This is a genomic window from Chloroflexota bacterium, from assembly GCA_026713825.1.
In the GTDB taxonomy this organism is placed as follows: Bacteria; Chloroflexota; Dehalococcoidia; order Lucifugimonadales; family UBA1127; genus UBA1127.
In genome coordinates this window covers 1-20,155 of sequence record JAPONS010000010.1, presented here as the reverse complement: position 1 = coordinate 20,155, position 20,155 = coordinate 1, and the positions used below count along the sequence as shown (strand labels likewise).

Here is a 20,155-nt window from a genome sequence, read left to right as displayed (position 1 = left end):
ACCTACTCGGAGTCCTTCAGGATCGTCCTGATCCTCTCCAGCTGATCCTCCGAGATGCCGCCACGGGCCAGTCCGCTGACAAGGTCTCCAACAACCCTGGCCTCCAGCGGCTTGGCCTTGGAGATGTCGTACTCGATGACACCTTTCTCGACATCTGCCGCGGCAATCAGCGGTGCTGGATCTGCTTTCAGCAACCTCGCGACTTTCAGGATGCGCTCGTTGCTAAACGGTCTGCGGTTGCCGCGCTCCACGTCTGAGACGTAGACCACGGAGACGTCCAATAGCCTCGCAACATCCCCCAGGGTCATCTCAGCCTTCTGCCGGGACCTTCTGAGGGTATCTCCGAATCGCTCTGCCATGACCTGTCCCTCCTCTCTGGCTTAGCCGGACTTGGTTGGAAGATTAGCTTATTAGCTAAATTTAGTCAATGTCTTGGTTGATGCGATTTCCATTTGGATATGGCGAACGTCTTGTAGCAAGGCTTGTCGTATGGAGACGGGTTGGGGTGAACGTGATCGTAACCCGTGGCCGCGTCGGTCTTCGGCAGCTCGTCCATCAGACAGTCAACCTAGTCCCTGGTGAGCGCTAGGTTCTGCACACGATCCCACCGAACCACGGAATAGGCTGGCAAGTACCGGTGGGACATCCTTGACAAAGTAAGATATAGCCGGTAAATTTCTGACAAGAAGAATGACTGTGTGAAAGGGTGGTCTAATGACTCCCATAGCCCACAAGATCATGAAGAGGATGTCCAAGCGTGGTAGAGGAAAGTGGGTAGGTACCCCAAAGGACTTCCTCGGTCTCGGCAGCCGTGAGGCTGTCGATCAGGCGCTGTCGCGCCTCGTCAAAGCGGGCCAACTGCGCCGGGTCGGCCACGGGCTTTACGATATGCCCAGGATGAGCGACATGCTGAAACGACCTGCTCCGGTCGACTGGGATGCCGCCATCGCAGCACTAGCACGGCGGGACGGTTTCCGAATTATTCCGGATGGCTTAGTGGCTGCCAACCAGCTCGGTCTCACTAACGCAGTGCCCGCGAAGGCCTCTTATGTGACGGACGGCTCCACGAGGACACTCGTAATAGACGGACGAACGGTCCGGTTCCAACATGCGGGCCCTAGAGTCATGCAGTGGGCTGGAAAACCGGCGGCACCTGTGGCACAGGCACTGCGATGGCTTGGTCCTGACAAGGCCTCAGACCCCCAGGTCATTTCGACTCTGAAGCGGGATCTCCCTGACGATGTGAAACGGGACCTGGTGCAGAACAGTGGGGGTTTACCCGGCTGGGCATTGCCGTTGGCACACAGTATAGCGGCTGAACTGACTGTTGCCGCATGAATGAAACCCTCAAATCGCTCGAATGGTTTCTCGCTCTTCCGGAGCTAGATAAGCGAGACGTGTTCGAAGCCGCAGCGAGCCGACTCGATACGTTGCCCAGCTACGTAGAAAAGGACCTCTGGGTCTGTCTTGTGCTGGAAGTGCTCTACAACCAGCTGCCCGTCGGGCATCCGAGACTGCTATTCAAGGGTGGGACCTCCCTGTCCAAGGCCTTTGGGCTCATTCAAAGGTTCTCGGAAGACATAGATCTCGTCGTCTATCGTGACGACTTGGGCTTTGCGGGCGCCGACGATCCGACCATCGCGGAGAATCTCTCGAATAGAGCGCGGAGCGACCTCTTTGGGAAGCTAAGCGATGCATGCAGCAGCTATATCCTAGGAGACCTGTCGGATGGACTGACTTCATCGATTAACCAGATTGTGGAGGGGTGCCGGGTCATACCGGATGAGAATGATGTCGACAGGCAGTCGTTACTGATCGAGTACTCCACCCAGTATCCGAGTGGTGTTGGCTCCTACGTGGCCCCTCGCGTGAAGATCGAGGCGGGAGCGAGATCAGCGCTGGATCCAAACCTAAACTGTACTGTTACCCCTATACTGGCCAAAGAACTGCCTTCCAGGTCACTTGAGGTGAGCAATATTCAAGTGATTGCGCCGGAGCGGACCTATTGGGAGAAGCTGCTGATTCTGCACGGGCTGCACTGTGGATACCGCGACCAACAGAGGCTGCCACTTGATAGGGATCGGGTCTCGCGCCACTATTACGATGTAGCCATGATCACGGCGACCGAGAGTGGCATGTCCGCCCTGTCCAACGTTTCAATGCTGGCTGCAGTCCGGGATCACAATCTTATCGCGTTCCGCCAAGCCTGGAAGCGATTCCAGGAAGCAGTTCCCGGATCGCTCAGACTCGTCCCACAGAGCGAACTTCGCGCAATGATCGAAGCCGACTATGACGCCATGGGGGGCATGATTCTCGGAGAGGTCCCGACGTTCGACTGGATTATGGCGCAGATTGAACATGCCGAAGCCACTGTCAACGGAATTGAGAGCCGCCGGTGAACCCGGCGTCTAGGCCCTAGTTCCCGCCGCTGTCCCCGCGCCAGGGCAGACGTACTGGCGCACAGGAATCGAATCAAAAGGTGATCCTGACACCGCCCTACGGTGGACGGTCCCTCAGGCGACTGTACTGGGTCCGGTGCTGCTCTCACTAACTGCCAGTGGCCTTTCGAAAACCCTCGGAGTCGCCGTTGCGGAACGGGGCTCGATGTAGATGTCACCCTCTCGGCGTCCACGAGGCTGTCGGAGGAGATAACCCTCTCGGTCCAGTTTCACCAGTCTATTCGTCGCAGCACTCGGCCTTATGCTATCTATGGCCGCCAAGCTGGACGCAGTCAGTCGGCCGCCAAACGCGATGATGGTATCCAGGGTCGCTATTTCAGTTTCTGTCAGGCCACCGACTGGATGGCTATCCCATAGATTGGAAGGCGAGGGAGAAAGGTAAAGCGGCAACTCATGCGCTTGCGCCATGTAGCGAATGTAGTTTCCAACACCCGGGTCGGAGGTGCTGATGACCAGCCGCATGACTCCATACTCACCACCGCGAATCCTCTGAGCGAGCGGGAGAATCAGTTCTTGCAAGGCTAAGGGGGTGAACGCGCTTCCCCCAAGATCCAAGACAAGAACCTGCGGGCTATCAGAAGAGTTGAGCTGCGCAGCGATAAAATCGCGGATGTCTGCCGCAACGTCTCGGTCTTTGAGCAAGAGCGGGTCAGCCTGATCCCTGTCGGAAGACTCCGAGATCAGTCTCGACAGAAAGACGCTCCATGCTTTCGGAGCCTCAGTCATAGTGGCGGAATTGTATAACCGGCGAAAGAGTCGTGTCAAAGCGCACCTAGGTTATGGGATTCTGTAGCCCTCCAAGGCCCTGATTCTCCTTACACCTACGCTATAAGAGTAGATGACTCAATCCACTTGGCCTAAGCCGACCCCAACGGGGATTTCTTCTTCTGCCATGTATTTTGCTCGATAGGTGGCGACAAAATCGTCGTCCTCACAGATACATAGCCCCGTTCCCGCCTTGAGTGCCGGCTGGGGAGAGAGTTCTCCTAGAGGACTCAAGACGTCCATCTGGCGCAACAGGGTCTTGCGTCGGGCCCCGCCGGTCAACACGTCGATGACCACTTCCGCGGCCAGCAGCACGCCAGCAAGAGCCGATTGGAAAGCAAGGGGAACTTGCAACTCTCTCGGAGCAGGTCCGGCCTCACCGAGAGGAATGATGCCGCCGCCACAGATGCCCTCCACCCAAAGCTCACGTATCGGCCTATTTGCATAGGGATCAAGGTTTTTGGTGGGAATGCCCCAAGCGCTGGCAACCGCGTCACAGATTTCCTTGCCTGTCGCCTGGCCGTTCCCCAGTAGGAAACGGACTTGGGTCTGGAATTGGGGTATCTTGAGGCCTTCAGCGATAATTTGGTCGTCGCTCTTGGATTTCTGGGACGGCAAGTACAGGCATGCAAGACAGGCATCTTGCCCCAAAAAGGAATGAGAGGACACGCCGAGATCACCCAATTGGGTCCAGGCGTTGGCGATCCAACGAGGCAGGCTCGCTTGTACAGCTCTCCTGTCATGAGCGGAATCGAGAGCAACCAGAATGCGTTCCCACCTGTAACCGTTGGCTTCGAGGAAGGAGGCCAAAGCTTCCTTGTGAGGAAGCGCCCTTAGCCTTCCTCCAAACTCCTGGCCGGCGATGTCGACTTTGATACCACCCTCGTCGCTCCGGGCGCAAAGGATATAGCGCTGGAGATTGCTAAGCTCGACGACTTGTGGATCGACTAGGTGAATCTGCCCGGTGAGCGGCGTCCGCGCCAGGGACCAGGCGGTGCTATTGCCGACTGCTCCAACGCCGAACAACACCAAGGGGTCTGTCAGATTGGAGGCCACTAGACGGGGGAAAGAGTCCGCGTCGGGAGGAAAGCTGGCATCGGTGTCCAGCGAAGTCTTGCCATCAGGGAGGAAGAGGAAGCGAAACAAGTTGGCTGCCGCTATGCAGGCCGCAAAGCCAGCTCCGAAGGGGTTGCCCAGGTCGCTCGTGCTGTATGGTCCCTCAGTCCCAACCGTGGCAACCCAGCCGTCGCAGCCGGCGTGTACGGTCGGTGCATCGACGGCAGGTGCATGTACCCCGACTGAAAGAGCAACGTAGGCGTTACCCGACTTGGAGGTTTCGATGTTGGGGTTAATTCTAATGGCCAACGCGATGAGATCGTCGGGGAACTCGGCACGGGCAGAAACTGGGAAAAACGTAAGGCTCGGGTACAGGCGAGCCGCTAGCCTGACAGAGAGGTCAAGGAGGTAGCGTCCGTCGCGGCTGGTTGCCGCCTCTTCGTCGAATGCGATTGCAACTCGCACACCTTCAAGCTCTTCAGTGAAGGTGTCGGTGTCGAACCCCTGGAGAACTTGAGATATAGCGAGCGCGTCGCGGGGAAAGTAGTCAGCTAACGCCATCACCGACAACCTCAACCAAATCGCTAAGTGGGCCGCTCACCCTGTTCCAACCGTCTCGCCCGAGGCGGTATGCGGCTATCTCATCTGATTCCCAACCGTCGCGACCGAAGTACGGGAGGACTATCGACAGGCTGCCGTCGAGCGTGGCGACCGGGTATGCGTTGTCCGTATCCGAGTGGTAGGCATCACGGGGATGACTATGGACCTGAGCGCCGACGACCTGCTGGGCCTCATAGAGCCATACATTCAACCGATGGAGTTCAGAGCCGTCGATCCTCACGCAAAGTCCGTCGCCGAGTTTGTAGGAGACCTGATCAGGGATGTGCACCTCGGCAACTGTAAACACGTCGCCGTCCGGTGTTCCCGACCAGATTACGAACAACTCGTAGCCGTTCACCCCAGCTGCGCGAATTGCCTCCACGGTTGCACGTATGGAGTCCGCTTTGACTCGAAACCGCTGTACTCCTCGTAGACTCATTGAGGAGGTTCCGAGAATGCAAGTGAAACATGGGGCTGGAGGTTGACGTTGAAACCATTCACCGTCTCCAGGCCGTACTTGGATATTACCTCCAACAGGCGAACAAGCCGACCTCCGCCCGAGGACCGATGTAGCTCCCACGGGTCACCAGAATGGCCCGGGTGGTCATGGTACTCCTTTACCCCGGCAATGCAGAGGAAGGGTACGTCTTCTGGGGAATTGGCTTGCATCAGGTCCTGCGCCACCATGACCTGAACCATGGGACCACCGGGAATAGGCGATGCCAATTCCTGGCCGGGAACCCCCTGGGGGAGACGGGTCGGCAACTCCTTGAAGGTAAGAACCCGACCCGAGAATGGATCAATGAAGCGAACGGAAGGCGGCTCGGCGTCACAGTTGGTGTACTCGAACTGGACGGCGGCCACTATGGGTGGCGGCTTGGTCTTGTCCGAAGCCAGGACCACGATTACCACAGGCCATTCAGCCTTCACCAAGAACCAGCCGCGGGCCCGGTAGTCGGCCTCCAAGACACGGTACTCGGCGATTTCTCGGTCGAACTTCGTGCGGGATACCGAGGGATCCATGTACTGACCGGTACTTTTAGCCACTGCCCCCGACCCCCGCTTTGAGGTTTAGAAAGAGGGTCACCTTTTCCGGGAATGCATAGTCTCCGAAGTTCTTGCTCGGGTCCAACAGATTCCCATCGGCGTCTCTGAGCTCCCAGTTCTCTGCCGGCTGGCCCGTGTTCCTTGTTTGCTCCAGAGCGTCTTGAATGATGTCGCCGAGGGGCCGGTCCTTGACGGCGACAACCTCCGTGGGCTTTCCGTTGACGACAACAGTAACCTCGGCCTTCTTTGGATCGGACATCTGTAAGCCTCCTTCTGCTTTGATCTAACGCTATCATACCATCTTCATTAAACAAAGTGAAGTCCGTGAGTCTGTGGTATAATGGTCGCATGTGTGAAGCACTTGAGCATATCTGTGCGGATGATTCGGTAGAGCGTTTTGGAGTCCCAAGGGCGTCTCACCCGGGTCGCACGGCAGTGGCGCCCGGTGCGGAAGCCGCCGATGTACGCGGACGGAGCTAGCTCGCCATGCGAAGCGACGATGCGTTCAACATACTGGCACTCGACGGCGGCGGCATCAGGGGTGTGTACGGTGCGCACGTCCTCGCCAGGTTGGAGGACACCCTGAGCGCGCCTATACGAGAGCGCTTCGACCTCATCGCGGGAACCAGTACAGGATCGATCCTGGCGGGTGCGGCCTCAATGAACATCCCGATGAAGACTCTGGTAGGCCTGTTCGAGAGTCAGGCCGACCGCATCTTCAGCAGGAGAAGGTTCAGCCTCTTCCCCTTCATTCGGAGCCGCTACTCAACACATCCCCTTGACCAGGTCATTGGCGAGTACTTGCCCGAGGTAACGATGGGAGAAGTGTCGACCCCGCTCATGATTACGAGTTCGGACATTTCGACCGGGGGGGTGCATGTCTTCAAGTCCCGGTACCTGGAAGAACTTGGAGAGACCTACACGCGAGACGGCGAGGTGCGGCTCAGAGACGCGATCCTGGCATCGTGCGCTGCGCCTACATACTTCGACCCCAGGCAGGTTGGGCAGTACCTGCTGGCGGACGGGGGGCTGTGGGCCAACAATCCCACCATCATCGCCGTCATCGAGGCGCTTTCCAGGTTCCACCAGCCCCTCGGAAGCATCCGTGTCCTGTCCGTCGGAACCGGACGGACCGCCAGCTTCTACACTCGGTGCGGAGCCTGGGGTCTTCTGACCGGCTGGGGCGGAGCGAAGCTGGTCCCGTATGTGCTGGGTCTACAGTCCCAGGCATCAACCAACATGGCCAAGCTGCTGCTCGGGGACCGGCACGTGCGTCTGGACCCGCAGATCAAGTCATGGAAGCTGGATGACACCAAGAACCTGGAGACCCTCAAGGCCCTGGCCGACAGAGACTTCACCCATTACAGCAAGGCCATCATGGCCAATCTGGAGGATAGCGAATGACAAGACGAGTGAACGACTTCAACGAATTCATGAGAGACCACGTGAATCTCAACCCCTCGCGGTACGAGAGGTTGAAGAGGAGCGACAAGGCTGTCTCTGAGTACCTGAGCCAGAATCTGGTCGGGTACAGGAGGACCGAACGGCAGGGGTCATACGCCCTTGGTACGACCATCAGGCCCGTCAAGGACACCGACGAGTACGACGTGGACCGCCTCGTCTACGTGGAGTACGACAGCTCCAAGGGACCGAAGGACTACATCGATGACGTGTACTGGTGCCTAAAGGCCAATGGCAACTACGCCGACAAGGTGCAGAGGAACACGAGGTGCGTCACGGTGAACTACGCGGGGGAGTTCAAGATAGACGTGGTTCCCTGCATCACCTACAACGGCCACCACTTCATCTGCAACAGGAAGACGAACGAGTACGAGGTCACGGACGGTACTGGATTCCGCGACTGGTTCAACGGGAAGAACCGGGGCACCAACGGCAACCTCAAGCTCGTTACCCGGCTCCTCAAGTATTTGAGAGACCACAAGAAGACCTTCACCGCTCCGTCTATCCTGCTGACGACGCTCATTGGAAATACGGTGCATGACTGGGAAGGTGACACTCAGTTCAAGACCACTCCAGACGCGCTGCTGACCGTAATCACACGCATGAATGAGTTCCTGCAGTCCCACCCATCCATGCCCGAGATCCACAATCCCGCTCTTCCAACCGAAACCTTCACACGGCACTGGGACCAGGCCAAGTACAGTCACTTTAGGGATATGATCTCCAGCTACGCCAGAAGGATAGAGGACGCGTACTCTGACGAAGATGATGAGTCCAGCGTCAGAAAGTGGAGGGACCTGTTCGGGGACGGATTCGGTAGCCTAAGCGTCTCTGCCTCCGCCGCTGCGTCTGTAGCGGCGCCTCGGGTAGTCAAGCCCAGCAAGCCCTGGGCCACCGCCTCGGCTCAGCGGGATGCGGGCCGACTCAGCTTGGGGCAAAGGGACCTTGAGTGGCTGGGAGTCAGCTTCCCAGGTCTCCGTTACGACCGGGAGTCTGGCGTCATCGCCGGCGAGCTCGAGCTGCGGGCCGCCTACGACAGTGAACGGGAGAAGCTGCACATAGGTGGTGATGACTCGACTGTGGGCATGGACTCGTATCTCTGCGACTCGTTCTCCATAAGGATCGAGCTAGCCGCCCTCGACCGTAATGGCTGGCCCGCCGTGTACGAAGTCGGCGACAGGCATGCACGGATCGCGGAGACGGAGCAGGTCGATGCCATCGATCTGCATTTCTACCCTGATGGGGCTTGCTGTCTGGGCCTCCAGCCTTTGGCCGACCGCCGGACGACCTTGAAAGAATTCATCGACGAATTGGTCGTGCCATTCTTCTACAGGCTCTCTTACACCGAGATACATGGCCTGGAAGCTGCCAGGCGGCACCTCTGGGGCGAATACTCCCACGGCGAACCGGGCCTTCGGGAGTACCTGTCTGACCTTGCCGACATAGCCAGGCGCGGCTTGGGTAGGAACGACCTCTGTACCTGCGGGAGTGGCCGAAAATACAAGCGGTGCCATTTGGGCGAAGTCGACAGGTTCAGTCGGGCCTTGGGCGCAAGGCACGCGGCACTATAGTACCGAGGATGAGGGTGCGTACGGCTGCCCCATCTACTCACTGTGAATATCCATCTGCGTCTTTTCCGCACATTCGGTAGAGTTCGGCGATAGCTTTCCCCATTCCAGCAAGAAGCGCCTCAAAGGGTCCGAAACCACGGAGCTCAGCAGGACTCAAACGATGGTCAGAGATACCGCCGACCAGGCCGGACTGAGGTCAAGGATCCCAGGAACGGCGACTGCGACGACAATGACCGGCAGAAACAGAATAGCCATAGCCAGCGCCTGCATTCCAGGACCGCTCAATGGGCAATCTTTCCGTAGTTTGGCGGTGTCCAATACCTGCCGCGCCACCGGCGCCCAGATAATCCCTCCGATTATCACCACCGGTAGCGGCAACAACAGAAGGTCGAACCAACTATCGTCCCCGGCCAGTGCCGCAGACCAGTAGATCATCATCAAAGCTAGAGCAAGCATCAACGCTGTTAGCAACAACCAGTTGTGGCGCATCAGTTTCCAAAGGGAATTATATCGAATTTTAGCCAAACCCCACCTAGGCGGGCAGGGCGTGGCACGTCTCGCAGCGCCCGTCCTCGTACAGCGTCTCCGGGTACGCAACCACCCGCTCGCACACCGCGCAGTGGTATGCTCGCACCTTCAAGACGGGGTTGGGCTTGGCCCCCAGCACCCGCGCCGCGATTTCCTCCGGCGTCGCGTTGATGCGCGGCGGGTACGTGCGGCCTAGTGGCCGTCCCCGCGTCTTCGACCTTGCCGTGCCCACTCCCTTACGCGTTGTGGTCGTTGTGAAGGTGTTTGTGCGCGCGGTCTTTCGTGTTCCTGTCTTCTTGGTCATGATGCCGCTCCATTCATCGCGTCTTGTCATTCAGCGCGTCGCGCCACTTGGCAAAGTCATACCACCCGCAGCCCTCGCATCCGCTTGGGTCGTTCTTGTCGACGGGTGCCCAGCGTCGAGTTCCAGCGTAGTAGAAGTCAATGCCGAACGGCTGCCCGCGTTGCCCTGACTGGTAGCACCGCTCGCAAGCGCGGCTCTTGAGTAGGTTGTGGCTGATGCTGCCATTGGACTTCTTGAGCAACTGAAAGTTGGCCCGAATGTCGTCGTCAGTCATGGCCGCGTAGTCGGTTTGCCGCATAGCCTCTTCGTCAGTCCATCGCAGCATCGGCAGCTTGTGGTCAATGGTCAGTTCATGCCGGGTCCGCTCGACATTCTCCACGATGTCCCGGTTCCCTAGTATGGCAAACACGCGGCGGGCGAATGCTGGAGGCATGGACTTACCCTGTACCGATGACACGAAGCCACCCTGCCACCGGTCGTGTCGTGTCTGTTTCTTACATTGCACACAGAAATGGTTCGCGCTCTCAATCACCATCCCGGGCCGCGTCTGTGTGCCACGCTGAAGGCCCTGAATCCCCGCACCACCGGCGATCTGCGTCGAGCGCGTGTGCGTGTACTCATGCTCCCGGCAATGCCACTGTTGGTCTTTCAGCACGAGGAAGACCAAGTAGTTGATGCGCTTCTTGTCGAAGATGGCTTCAAACTCATCCATCATCATGCCATCGCCGCCGCAATCCGGGCACACGCAGCACGGTAGACGTCCCGGTTATTCTCGAATGCCTGCACCTTACGTCCCATCCGCGCGCCTGCAATGACCGTCGTGCCGCTTCCAGCGAAGGGGTCCAGGATGGTGTCACCAGGAGCACTGAAAAGCTCGATCAAACGCTCGACCAATGGCAATGGCTTCTGTGTTGTATGGATGCGCTGTTGCGGTGATGGTGACTTGTAACGAAGGACATTGTGCACGGTATTGCCGTGGAAGGGGGTGCCGGGCCGCTTTCCCACCACGATAGCCTCCCATGCGTTGATAGGCTTAAAGCGATGGTTGAATGGCACGGGGTTAGTCTTTTGCCAGACTATCGTCCCCACGGCCACAAACTTGTTGGCCTTCATCAGTTCGCAGTATTCGCCTATTTGTGCTTGCGCGCAGAACGTGACCGCCCATCCCCGTACTTTGGACAACATGACTGGAAGCCATGCTGACGGGGCAAGCCCATCATCCCACGCGCCAAAGTCTCCGCGAGGCATGATGAAGTCTCTACCGTCCCTGCGCAGCCGCCGAGGTACTTGCCCCTCTGCGGTGTACGGCGAACTGATGCCATAAGGAGGGTCTGTTAATAACAGGTCGATGGAATTGGCTGAGAGCGCACCAGTCGCCGCAATGCCGTCCCCAAAGATGAAGTCGTACCCCGGCCCTGTAAGTCGATCCACATCCATGCGCGCTTCCGGGCTTCTGGTAAGAATGCTGTGGATTTGCTCAGTGATGCTCTCGGGGTTCTGCCCATTTATGTGCCCGCCCTCATCGTCTACCAGTACACGGCCCAACCGGATAGTCCGGCCTTCAGTGTCTTTAGTCGTGAGTGTTACCACCCACGCGCCATCGGTTGGGCTGTATTCGGGCGCAGTGTGCATCAGAAATCGACGGTACTCAGGAAACGTTTCAGAAATCCAGACGTTGACCGCTGCCCGTAGCTTGATGAGTTGTTCATGCTGGACAACCGCCATCAGCGTACACCTCCATTACAGCATCCGAGGATTGCGCGTGGTCTCGGGGCCAATCAGCCCCTCGTACGTCATGCGCTTCCCATCGGCCCCGCTGACCATGCGGGACATTTGCGCGTCCGTGTCCATCGGACGCGCATTGTGCCGACCCGCGAACTCCTGCACGTACCGGTCGAGATGCTTCGTGCTGAAGTGATGGTAGACGCCATTGTGTCCGCGCTTCATCACCGCCCAGAAGCTCTCCATCCCGTTCGTGTGGGCCTTGCCCTTCACGTACTCCGCCGCGCTGTGCTTCACCACGTCGCGGGTCCGTCGGAGGCCATCGTACGCCCGCGCCTCGTCCGTGTACACCACCGCAGAGGGCTCTGTATTGCCGTGTACGAACCCCTGCAACGTGGGCGCGTCCGTGCGGGCTACCGCCTTGGCCTTCACCTTGTTCGTCGCCCGGTCCTTCACGCCCGCCACCGGGGCCTTGCCCACCGCGCCGCGTCCAGCGCGCAGCTTCTTGGCCGCGTGCTTGTTGGCTTCCTTGCCGCCGAAGTACGTCTCGTCCGCCTCGACCGGGCCGGCGAACCTCTCCGCCGACGCGTCCCACATTCCCCGGATCCGGTGGCCCATATACCATGCCGCCTTCTGCGAGATGCCAAGGTCACGGTGCAGCTTCATGCTGCTGACACCCTTCAGGCTCGTGCTGTAGAGGAAGAACGCAATGGCCCACTTGCTCAGGGGAAGGTTGGAGCTGTGCAGGAGCGTTCCCGTCTTGACCGAGAACAGCCGCCGACAATCTGCCCGCCTGCACCGGAAGGGCTGGGGCTTGCGGTTGGCGACCTCGGAGACCTTGTCGCTACCGCAGAAGGGGCACGTCAACCCTTCCGGCCACCGCTGCGCCACGAACCACGCCTCGGCCTTTTCCTCGGTGTCGAACCGCTTCACGGCCTCTATGAGACTGATGCCCCTGCGGTAGCTCTTGCCGGGTCCCGTTGTGCTTGCCATTCGCGCCGTTCCCCTATCTGAATTCTGTACTTATCTTAGCCGACCTTGGGCCGGTTGTCAAGTGGTTTGGCTAAAATTCGATATAATTCCCTTTCCAAACTATCCACACGTAAGGGAGTACGAGCACCAAAATAGCCGCGTTGCCTGCCAAACCTTGCCAATTGAACTCGGTGCTAGCTACAAGCAGCAATGCGAGTGCAAAGAATAGTGCGAGCCAGAATTGCTCCCCTCTCGACTTCAAGGGTCTTGGTTCAGACAGGAGCTCTAACACCGGCAACATGGTGACAAGCAGGCTTAGCGAGATTCGTGCGGACAGGTCGTCAATCAGGCTGAAATACCAAGTAAAGGCGTAGATTGGCACGCAGTGAATCAGAGTGACCAGCAAGACACCCGGTAGGCGAGGACGAAATTCCTCGTAAGCACCGCGAACGAATTTGAGCTTCACTTTTCGCCCCCCTCCCTCTTGGGCATACGGAAGCCGACGCGGGGTTCGGTGAAGGACGATAGTACCCCACAGGAATGGGGTCGTCGGCCCACGAGTATCTAAGTATTCGTTCCTACTATGAATTGCGAATGTTGGCTACCTCAATAGATTAAGGAGTGATGAGTGATGAACTGCCCCGACATTGTTAGCTCAATGGGTCTGATCCTAGACATCGCCGGCGTCGCCTTGTTATTCAAGTATGGGTTGCCGGCGGACGTCAAAGAGACGGGAGGTACCACAATCGTGTGGGGAGGAGGTAAGAGCGACGAAGAGGCAAAAGGGGAATATCGGCACTACAAGCGAATGTCTCGTATTGGGTTGGGGTGTCTCGTGATCGGGTTTCTCTTGCAGCTAATAAGCAACTTCCTTAGCTAGCCGAAGTGAATCACCAGATGCTGTCCGAGCTATCGGGCCCACGCCGGACGGGTGCTGACCCACGAGCGTCTGTTGGAACGGGTCTGGAAAGAGAGGGGCGACGGCAGCACGCGGCCCATGCACACCATGGTCAGCAAACTCCGCCGAAAGCTGTGTGACGACGCCGGCAACCCCACCTACATCTTCACCGAGCCCCGCGTCGGCTTCCTCATGCCGAAGGGGGAGACGCAGGGGGGAACAGCCCGCGACTCTCTGAGGGCGGAGCGAGCTTACCTTAATATGCGGAGGATGCGTTGAAGCATAAGTTTGAAGACCTCCCCATCACGCAGGAGTTCAGGCGTGCGAACGATGGTCCTTACTGCAGGACTGAGCAGGCGGTACGGGTCGATAGCCCATCTGCTTTCCATGTCGTGGTTCGTCGAGTGAACGTATCGAGTCCAGCTTTTCTCGCCAGCACGTCAAAGGTAGTCAGGTTCTCCGAAAGCCAGTACGCCATACCCAATTCCGTGAACATCAAGCTTCGCACCGCTGCTTATTACCGCCATTGGGAGGAGACCGACGAGTGCGGAATAGGTGATCCGGAGGAAGCGACCCTTCGGCGGAACACTGACCTCGCCACCCTCCAGCAGGAATCCAGCCAAACTCCAATCTCCGGCGCACACCACGTTCAGACTACCTTGACCTACAGGAGTGAGTGCTGGATTCTCTGCACCTCGACTAACCCAACGTCGCGGACAGGTTTAGACAATATGCGGGCGAGTGTTTGCCGGGATTACGATGCCGCGACATTGATCGCAGACCCATCGCGATTCGCCAAGCAATTGGGGATCGATTTCGGAAGTGCCTTACGCCCGGATGATTTAGAGCATCCAGGTCCGACATGGTGGGCGTTGCTACGACAGGTTTTCGTGGACCATGGCCCGGTGGTATACACAGATTCACCCTCTGAGGTAATCGAGAGATTCCCTAAATCGTCATGGGGGCTTGTAACTCCGTTTGTGAAGCGCACCCATTTCTCCGGGCAGAAGGAATACAGGTTCGTCATATCCATCGGTGGGTCGGGCGATCCGAAAGAGAGAGGTCTGGATTTGATCATCACCGAAGAACTGAGGGCACTGGCCCACCTGATCGAGTAGGCACATTCAAATTCGCTAAATGGAGTCCGTCTATGGAAAGCGTTGAGCAAATCATCGAATACATCTTGGACCAATCCCGATTCGACCTTGGCCACGCAGAGACGGCACGAGGACATTCGTCAAGGTCATGGGCTTCAAGACCTGGGGAAGTGATTTCAACCGACGAACTGCGTCAGTTGTTAGGACGCAATGACTCAGGCGCTTTAGACCCTGACGGAGTCAAAGAAGCCCGGTTGATCTGTCCAGAAGCAACCATTTCACTCTTAGTAGAGCACCTTCGAGTTCTTTTGAACGATTACGTTGACACGGAGAACGAAACTATAGGCCACGCGTTTCCCAAGGTTAGCCTTGATTACGCCAAGGAGACAACGACACTTCAGGCCGACGGTCTGAGCGCCATGTCTTGCATTACCGGGTTGGAGGCTCTTGCAGGAGCCCTCGTGAAGGGGTCGGCGCTAGTAGGTTCACCAACAGTAGGCTCTTTGCTCGCCGATTGGGTAGAAGGTCGGCCTGTGCAATATCGCACCTGCGCTGTATTGAACGGGATAAACGTCAAGGCGCCTCTCGAACCCGTGGCGGGTATTAGAATCGCACCACTGCCTTGGTCGTCTGACGACCTACCTGATGACTTGCCGCTTCCCGCATCCAGTGCTCCAGAGGACTATCTTGGTAGGACAATCATTTGCGTCGATACGATAGCGACTCCGGCCTTGTTTCGACCGGGGCCGGATGGAGTTCGCAATCCAGTACAGGCATCGACTCAATCAATTGTAGATGTCGATGCCGTTTGTGAGGCGCTGGCACTGGAGTCGGACGACTTCGTAGAAGTCGCATTTCAATGGAACGATTACGGCGACCTGCGGGAAGTATTCCCTACTCGCAACAGTTCAACTTGGGCGAGGTCTGGATCCAGTTTGACAAGCCAGTTGAAGCCCGGCTGGAGCCAGAGCACCGATTTGCAGACGGGCGTCGTGACGGTTTCGCCCGGAGACCAACCGTTATTTGATTTGAACGAAACAGATCTGGGCAATCTTTAGCGGGGCAGAACTTGTGGCCCAGCTGTATTCGACGGCATTTCCGGCTGTGTTGATCAGCCAATACTTCAAGGTCGACCAGAACGCGTCGATTCGAAAGTACAGGAGCAGGATCCCGATGCTGCTTGCTCGGGACGAAGTTGGGCCAGACCAACTTGCCGATGCTATCAGGATTTGCTCAGACGAGATCGACGGCCGGCGTTTGCCAAATCGAAGAGGCTGGCGGACCCTCGTCCGCGTGGTCGCCAAGGATGTTGAGCATGGCGAAGACGTAGTCGATGCCATCATTCCAGGCTGGCGTCCAGCTGAAGCAGTGCGATTTCCGGCCGTACTTCTTGGCCATCACAGGAATGCGCTACCTGAGGGGCGAAGTGACCAGCTTGGACTTCGCTTCTATGCGAGCGTCAACATCGGCGCCGAGGATGCCGGCGACTTATTCCTAGAGGGCTTTGAGCCCGCCATCGAGCCACAGAATGGCAACAGTCTCTCCTAATCTCACAGTCCTAGATGTGGGCCATGGGCAGTGCGTGGTCCTTCAAGATGCCACAGGAACCATCATCTTCGATGCGGGTTCCGGGTCCACATTGTTGGAGTTCCTGCACGACAGCGCGATAACTGAGATTGATGCGGTGGTGATTTCTCATGCGGATGCTGACCACCTATCGGGGCTCCTGTCCCTCCTATCGGCAGCAACAGTGCAGGTCCGCCATGTGCTCTTGAACTCTGACGCCACGAAGGATTCCGACATATGGGAGGATCTTCGGTACGCAGTAGAGGACGCTACCGCGAGAGCGGCAACGAATGTGACTGTCGGAGTGACCACCACCACTAGTGTTCAGGAGTTTACAAGGGGGGACATCGAAATCGAGATACTCTACCCGGGCCCTGCCTTGGCCATGGCAGGGCCTGGTGGCTCAGACCTCAAGGGGCGAAAATTGACATCCAATTCCATGTCCATCGTCGCCCGCGTAAGCTACCAGTCGATACCAAGAATGCTTCTCACGGGAGACCTGGACGCTGTGGGACTGGAGAACCTGCTTGAGGGACTACCCTCCCTTCGGTCAGATGTATTGGTCTTCCCTCATCACGGTGGGCGCCCATCTCGCGCTGACCCAGCCGAGTTTGCAAGCACTCTGGGGCGGGCTGTGGAGCCCAAGGTAGTCGTTTTTTCGATAGGCCGGGGCAAGTACCAAACTCCAAGGCCCGAAATCGTAGCGGGGATACGGAGCGCACTACCAGAAGCCACCATTGCTTGTACGCAGCTGTCGGCACATTGCTCTGTAGGCGTGCCTTCCACCTCCCCAACTCATCTAGCCTTATTTGCTGCAAGAGGTCGCGTCAGTCGCTCATGCTGCGCAGGTTCAATGCGCATGATCCTTAGGCCCAATGCAATCCAGTACGTTCCTCCCCTGCAGGACCACCAGAGTTTCATCACCGCTAACACCACATCTGCCCTGTGCAGACGGACTTGGTAGGGGTGCTGGGTGCAGCATGGCCTTGCCCTGCGCTAGAGGACAAGGCAACAAAGGGGTGCTAGAGAGGATGACCACGCTGGACATCAGGAGCCTTTAGTCAGTCAGCAGAGGCAACCACAAGGATGGGAGCGCTGGGAGGCGGCTCACGACTACAAGAAAGCGGTGAATAGGAACATGACCTTCGACTTCTCAAAGATCAAGGTAACCGGCCAACAGGCCAAGCCAACGGATCCGATCGAGATATTCCAAGGGGCTGCCATTACCGACGGCAGCATCAACGACCTCTGGCTCGGCCAAGGGGATGCTTTGCGCGGGTGGCACACCAACAGGGACAAAGATGATGTGGCAGTGGTCCTGAATACGGGAGCTGGAAAGACCCTGGTGGGACTGCTCATTGCTCAGTCACTGGTCAATGAGACCAAGCGGCAGGTAGTCTACGCGTGCAGTTCCATTCAACTCGTCGAACAGACCGCCGCCAAAGCTCAGGGCTACGGGTTGCCGGCCGCCACGTACTTCCGGCAGGGGTTCTCCCAAGGCGACTTGTACCACCGCGCCGAGGCGCCTTGCGTGACCACCTACCAGGCGTTGTTCAACGGATGGAGTCGGTTCAGGTCCGACGACATAGCCGCGGTCATCTTCGACGATGCCCACACTGCCGACCAGATTCTGAGAGACCAGTTTTCGCTTTCGATAACTCGCGGCGAGATGACTGAGACTTTCGACCAGATTCTGGCGTTGTTTCAGCCGTATCACAACTCGGTGGGCCTCGCGTCCAGCTTCGCAGAGGTTATCAATGGTGAGGCTTCCCGCGAGTTTCTCGTCCCCCCATTCGAGATACAACGCAATCTGTCAGAATTACGCAGGCTGCTTGTTGAGGCCGGTCTTGGCGAACGCAGAAGCACGATGTTCGAATGGGAGCACATTCGAGACCACGAAGACCTGTGCTGTCTCTTGATCTCCAATAGAGAGGTAACGCTTACGCCCCCGGTCGCGCCCGTCTTCTCGCTGCCGTATTTCAGGAACGGTGTTAGGCGCATCTATCTTTCAGCAACATTGAGTGCTCCTGACAGCTTTGTCAGAGCCTTTGGCCGGCAGCCCGACGAGATAATATCTCCCTCCACCACTGCGGGCGAATGCGAGCGGATGATACTGATTCCGCGTGCCGTTGAGGGAGTGGATGATGACCTGGCTTCTGCCAAAGAGGTCATCGCGGACCACAAGGCATTGATATTGGTCCCCAGCTATTACAGAAGTGAGAAGTGGGCTGATATTGCTGCGCCTCCACCCAGGGAAAGTGTCTCCGAGGCCATAGGCTCCTTTAGGGAGGCCAAACCACCTGCGAAGTTGACACTCGCTGCCAGGTATGATGGGCTCGACCTGCCGGGCGACACTTGCCGAATGATGGTGCTGGACGAGCTCCCGCAAGGTGCGGGTCCTTTGGAACGGTTCCAATGGGAACGGCTCAATATGCAGAACAGCTTTCGCAGCCTGCTGGCGTCGCGCATTGTGCAAAGTTTCGGGCGCATCTCAAGAGGCATGAGTGACCATGGAGTCGTGCTGATCACGGGCAGGGGACTGGTGGAATGGCTTCTCGTTCCCCGCAACCGGGCCTTGTTGCCGCGCTTTCTACAAAAGCAGATGGAGATTGGGGAGCAGCTATCCAAAGGAGCGTCAGGTACCGGCAACCTAAAGTCCATCGCCTCTGCCTGTTTGGCAAGGGGTCCCGAGTGGATTCAGGCTTACACCAACAACATGAGAGACTTGCCTTCCGACGGCGCATCGACTGGCCAGGACAAAGCTCTCGATATCGCACTGGCCGAGGCTCGCTTCGGAAAGGCTCTTTGGGATAGGGACTATGAGGGCGCAGCTGCTGCTCTGAACGCTGTCCTTGAAGAAGCCTTCGAATTCAGCCAATTCAGTGGAGCGTGGCTGAGCTTCTGGCTGGGCTACAGCTTGGAAATGAGCGGCGACCATCAGAACGCATCTTACTTCTATCGGAAAGCCTGCGCGAACCAATCAAACATGCCCCGGTCCCACTCGGTCACGCCCAGCACAGGCACCTCGGTTCCTGCGCAGGTGACCCGCATCTCGGAGCAGATGCGTATCGGACACTCAGATTCCCTTCTCGTTCAACCGCCCAGGACACTTGTCCAAGACCTCACGCCGCTCAATGGGAATGGATCATCAGCCCAGGTCGAGGAGGCCATACGGTGTCTCGGCCAGTACCTCGGCCTGAGGTCCACAAGGCCGGACAAGGAATATGGGACTGGGCCCGACGTCCTTTGGATGTCGGAAGAGGGGTATGCTGCCTGTATCGAGGTAAAGACCGACAAGCAAAGCTCTTCATACTACCGCAAAGAGGACGTTGGGCAGTTGCACAATCACATTCAGTGGGTCAAGGACAACCATGAGGTCTCGCAGACCGTTCCGACGTTCGTAGGGCCCTTAGTGCCGCCCTCCAAGGAGGCAAGCCCGTCGCCAGACATGAAGGTCATAGAGTTGCAGCAGTTCCACGAGCTCAGCCAGCGGCTGATAGCTGCATTGCAAGACGTAGCTCAACGCGCATTACCGTTGAGTCTCGAACACGAACTAAGTGAAGCGATGAAGAGCCGGAACTTGTTGTACCCCAAGGTATTCGCCAGCTTGTATGGGAGCTCCCTGGAGGATATCCCCGGATCGAGTTGATTTAGTTAGTCGGTTTCCTGAGGATTCTCTGTGAAACGGTTTAGATACCAATAGCACGTTCCGCCAAGCGGAACGGCCAAGGGCATAGCGGGGGCTCCGCCTGGTGCGCTTCGTCGGGTACCAACAATCAGAGTTGCCTCCGACCTGCTACCTGCGCCCCGCCAGCAAGGCGGTTTAGTTCTCGCAGGAGCATAGAGGTCTATTGAGAAGTGACTGGTCTTCAGCGGCTTCTCGGAGCGTTTCCGGAAGTGGATCGAGGTACTAGGGAATCATAGGCCCCCGAGCCAAAGTTCGAAGACGGTTCTGTCTACCGTACACGTTGGTGGGCTGGACTGGACGAAATCAAGAACCGACGCCTTTTCTCGCCTCACGCCGTCGCTGGGCATGGGCACGGTGTACGTCAGTACGGCCTCGTCTCCATTGACCTCGATGCCCTCCACGAAGTTGCGGATGAGGGCCT

At 57.8% G+C, this 20,155-nt stretch carries 20 protein-coding genes; 8 read left to right on the top strand and 12 right to left on the bottom strand.

The window, feature by feature from the left end; genetic code table 11:
* Positions 1–2 precede the first annotated feature (2 nt).
* Positions 3–359, bottom strand: coding sequence for a helix-turn-helix transcriptional regulator (locus OXC99_01195; GenBank protein ID MCY4623615.1), 357 nt, complete (start codon positions 357–359; stop codon positions 3–5).
* A gap of 388 nt (positions 360–747) precedes the next feature.
* On the opposite strand from OXC99_01195, the gene OXC99_01190 reads away from it, so the two are divergent.
* Positions 748–1,338 carry a DUF6088 family protein gene (locus OXC99_01190; protein MCY4623614.1) on the top strand — a complete coding sequence of 197 codons (591 nt, stop codon included), beginning with the start codon at positions 748–750 and terminating at the stop codon, positions 1,336–1,338.
* Entirely contained in the window at positions 1,335–2,399 is a 1,065-nt protein-coding gene (locus OXC99_01185) for a nucleotidyl transferase AbiEii/AbiGii toxin family protein (protein ID MCY4623613.1), read from the top strand. The genes OXC99_01190 and OXC99_01185 overlap by 4 nt, the downstream gene beginning before the upstream one ends.
* A 903-nt stretch (positions 2,400–3,302) precedes the next feature.
* Here the strand turns inward: OXC99_01185 and OXC99_01180 are convergent.
* Genes OXC99_01180 through OXC99_01165 form a run of 4 tightly spaced genes read right to left on the bottom strand, consistent with a single transcriptional unit; the run spans position 3,303 to position 6,186 of the window.
* Positions 3,303–4,841, bottom strand: a complete 1,539-nt coding sequence (locus tag OXC99_01180) for an E2 ligase fold family C protein (GenBank protein MCY4623612.1) — start codon at positions 4,839–4,841, stop codon at positions 3,303–3,305.
* Positions 4,828–5,262: a hypothetical protein gene (locus tag OXC99_01175; GenBank protein MCY4623611.1), complete on the bottom strand. Its 435-nt coding sequence runs from the start codon at positions 5,260–5,262 to the stop codon at positions 4,828–4,830. Before OXC99_01175 ends, OXC99_01180 begins: the two co-directional genes overlap by 14 nt.
* Before the next feature lie 53 nt (positions 5,263–5,315).
* Positions 5,316–5,927 (bottom strand): hypothetical protein, encoded by a 612-nt coding sequence (locus OXC99_01170; GenBank protein ID MCY4623610.1) that lies wholly within the window; start codon positions 5,925–5,927, stop codon positions 5,316–5,318.
* On the bottom strand, positions 5,920–6,186 hold the full coding sequence (locus tag OXC99_01165) for a DUF2604 domain-containing protein (protein MCY4623609.1): 267 nt from the start codon (positions 6,184–6,186) through the stop codon (positions 5,920–5,922). Before OXC99_01165 ends, OXC99_01170 begins: the two co-directional genes overlap by 8 nt.
* 227 nt (positions 6,187–6,413) lie before the next feature.
* Here OXC99_01165 and OXC99_01160 point away from each other — a divergent pair, with 227 nt between their 5' ends.
* The gene (locus OXC99_01160) at positions 6,414–7,331 is read left to right on the top strand and encodes a CBASS cGAMP-activated phospholipase (protein ID MCY4623608.1); all 918 of its coding nucleotides are present in this window, start codon (positions 6,414–6,416) and stop codon (positions 7,329–7,331) included.
* Positions 7,328–8,959, top strand: a complete 1,632-nt coding sequence (locus tag OXC99_01155) for an SEC-C metal-binding domain-containing protein (GenBank protein MCY4623607.1) — start codon at positions 7,328–7,330, stop codon at positions 8,957–8,959. Before OXC99_01160 ends, OXC99_01155 begins: the two co-directional genes overlap by 4 nt.
* 153 nt (positions 8,960–9,112) lie before the next feature.
* Here OXC99_01155 and OXC99_01150 read toward each other — a convergent pair whose 3' ends face one another.
* From OXC99_01150 to OXC99_01125, 6 genes are all read right to left on the bottom strand, one after another.
* On the bottom strand, positions 9,113–9,484 hold the full coding sequence (locus OXC99_01150) for a hypothetical protein (GenBank protein MCY4623606.1): 372 nt from the start codon (positions 9,482–9,484) through the stop codon (positions 9,113–9,115).
* A 7-nt stretch (positions 9,485–9,491) separates the two neighbouring features.
* Positions 9,492–9,791, bottom strand: coding sequence for a hypothetical protein (locus OXC99_01145; protein MCY4623605.1), 300 nt, complete (start codon positions 9,789–9,791; stop codon positions 9,492–9,494).
* 13 nt (positions 9,792–9,804) lie between these two features.
* A complete protein-coding gene (locus OXC99_01140; protein ID MCY4623604.1) occupies positions 9,805–10,509 on the bottom strand; it encodes a restriction endonuclease in 705 nt (234 codons plus the stop codon).
* On the bottom strand, positions 10,506–11,516 hold the full coding sequence (locus tag OXC99_01135; GenBank protein ID MCY4623603.1) for a site-specific DNA-methyltransferase: 1,011 nt from the start codon (positions 11,514–11,516) through the stop codon (positions 10,506–10,508). The genes OXC99_01140 and OXC99_01135 overlap by 4 nt, the downstream gene beginning before the upstream one ends.
* 15 nt (positions 11,517–11,531) lie before the next feature.
* Positions 11,532–12,506, bottom strand: a complete 975-nt coding sequence (locus OXC99_01130; GenBank protein MCY4623602.1) for an IS1595 family transposase — start codon at positions 12,504–12,506, stop codon at positions 11,532–11,534.
* Positions 12,507–12,576: 70 nt separating this feature from the next.
* Entirely contained in the window at positions 12,577–12,951 is a 375-nt protein-coding gene (locus OXC99_01125; protein ID MCY4623601.1) for a hypothetical protein, read from the bottom strand.
* A 707-nt stretch (positions 12,952–13,658) separates the two neighbouring features.
* Between OXC99_01125 and OXC99_01120 the strand changes: the two genes are divergently transcribed.
* From OXC99_01120 to OXC99_01105, 4 genes are all read left to right on the top strand, one after another.
* On the top strand, positions 13,659–14,501 hold the full coding sequence (locus OXC99_01120; GenBank protein MCY4623600.1) for a hypothetical protein: 843 nt from the start codon (positions 13,659–13,661) through the stop codon (positions 14,499–14,501).
* Between the two features lie 32 nt (positions 14,502–14,533).
* Complete coding sequence (locus tag OXC99_01115; protein ID MCY4623599.1) at positions 14,534–15,538, top strand: hypothetical protein; 1,005 nt, start codon at positions 14,534–14,536, stop codon at positions 15,536–15,538.
* 13 nt (positions 15,539–15,551) lie between these two features.
* Positions 15,552–16,028 carry a hypothetical protein gene (locus tag OXC99_01110; GenBank protein ID MCY4623598.1) on the top strand — a complete coding sequence of 159 codons (477 nt, stop codon included), beginning with the start codon at positions 15,552–15,554 and terminating at the stop codon, positions 16,026–16,028.
* Positions 16,029–17,184: 1,156 nt separating this feature from the next.
* Positions 17,185–19,695 carry a DEAD/DEAH box helicase family protein gene (locus OXC99_01105; protein ID MCY4623597.1) on the top strand — a complete coding sequence of 837 codons (2,511 nt, stop codon included), beginning with the start codon at positions 17,185–17,187 and terminating at the stop codon, positions 19,693–19,695.
* 269 nt (positions 19,696–19,964) lie between these two features.
* Here the strand turns inward: OXC99_01105 and OXC99_01100 are convergent.
* The coding region (locus OXC99_01100) for a hypothetical protein (GenBank protein ID MCY4623596.1) at positions 19,965–20,155 on the bottom strand (191 nt) is incomplete at its 5' end.

What these genes read in the sequence shown, in the direction of transcription:
- OXC99_01195 (MCY4623615.1), bottom strand. Translation starts at nt 359, where the DNA reads ATGGCAGAGCGATTCGGAGATACCCTCAGAAGGTCCCGGCAGAAGGCT.
- OXC99_01190 (MCY4623614.1), top strand. Translation starts at nt 748, where the DNA reads ATGTCCAAGCGTGGTAGAGGAAAGTGGGTAGGTACCCCAAAGGACTTC.
- OXC99_01185 (MCY4623613.1), top strand. Translation starts at nt 1,335, where the DNA reads ATGAATGAAACCCTCAAATCGCTCGAATGGTTTCTCGCTCTTCCGGAG.
- OXC99_01180 (MCY4623612.1), bottom strand. Translation starts at nt 4,841, where the DNA reads ATGGCGTTAGCTGACTACTTTCCCCGCGACGCGCTCGCTATATCTCAA.
- OXC99_01165 (MCY4623609.1), bottom strand. Translation starts at nt 6,186, where the DNA reads ATGTCCGATCCAAAGAAGGCCGAGGTTACTGTTGTCGTCAACGGAAAG.
- OXC99_01160 (MCY4623608.1), top strand. Translation starts at nt 6,414, where the DNA reads ATGCGAAGCGACGATGCGTTCAACATACTGGCACTCGACGGCGGCGGC.
- OXC99_01155 (MCY4623607.1), top strand. Translation starts at nt 7,328, where the DNA reads ATGACAAGACGAGTGAACGACTTCAACGAATTCATGAGAGACCACGTG.
- OXC99_01145 (MCY4623605.1), bottom strand. Translation starts at nt 9,791, where the DNA reads ATGACCAAGAAGACAGGAACACGAAAGACCGCGCGCACAAACACCTTC.
- OXC99_01140 (MCY4623604.1), bottom strand. Translation starts at nt 10,509, where the DNA reads ATGATGATGGATGAGTTTGAAGCCATCTTCGACAAGAAGCGCATCAAC.
- OXC99_01135 (MCY4623603.1), bottom strand. Translation starts at nt 11,516, where the DNA reads ATGGCGGTTGTCCAGCATGAACAACTCATCAAGCTACGGGCAGCGGTC.
- OXC99_01130 (MCY4623602.1), bottom strand. Translation starts at nt 12,506, where the DNA reads ATGGCAAGCACAACGGGACCCGGCAAGAGCTACCGCAGGGGCATCAGT.
- OXC99_01115 (MCY4623599.1), top strand. Translation starts at nt 14,534, where the DNA reads ATGGAAAGCGTTGAGCAAATCATCGAATACATCTTGGACCAATCCCGA.
- OXC99_01105 (MCY4623597.1), top strand. Translation starts at nt 17,185, where the DNA reads ATGACCTTCGACTTCTCAAAGATCAAGGTAACCGGCCAACAGGCCAAG.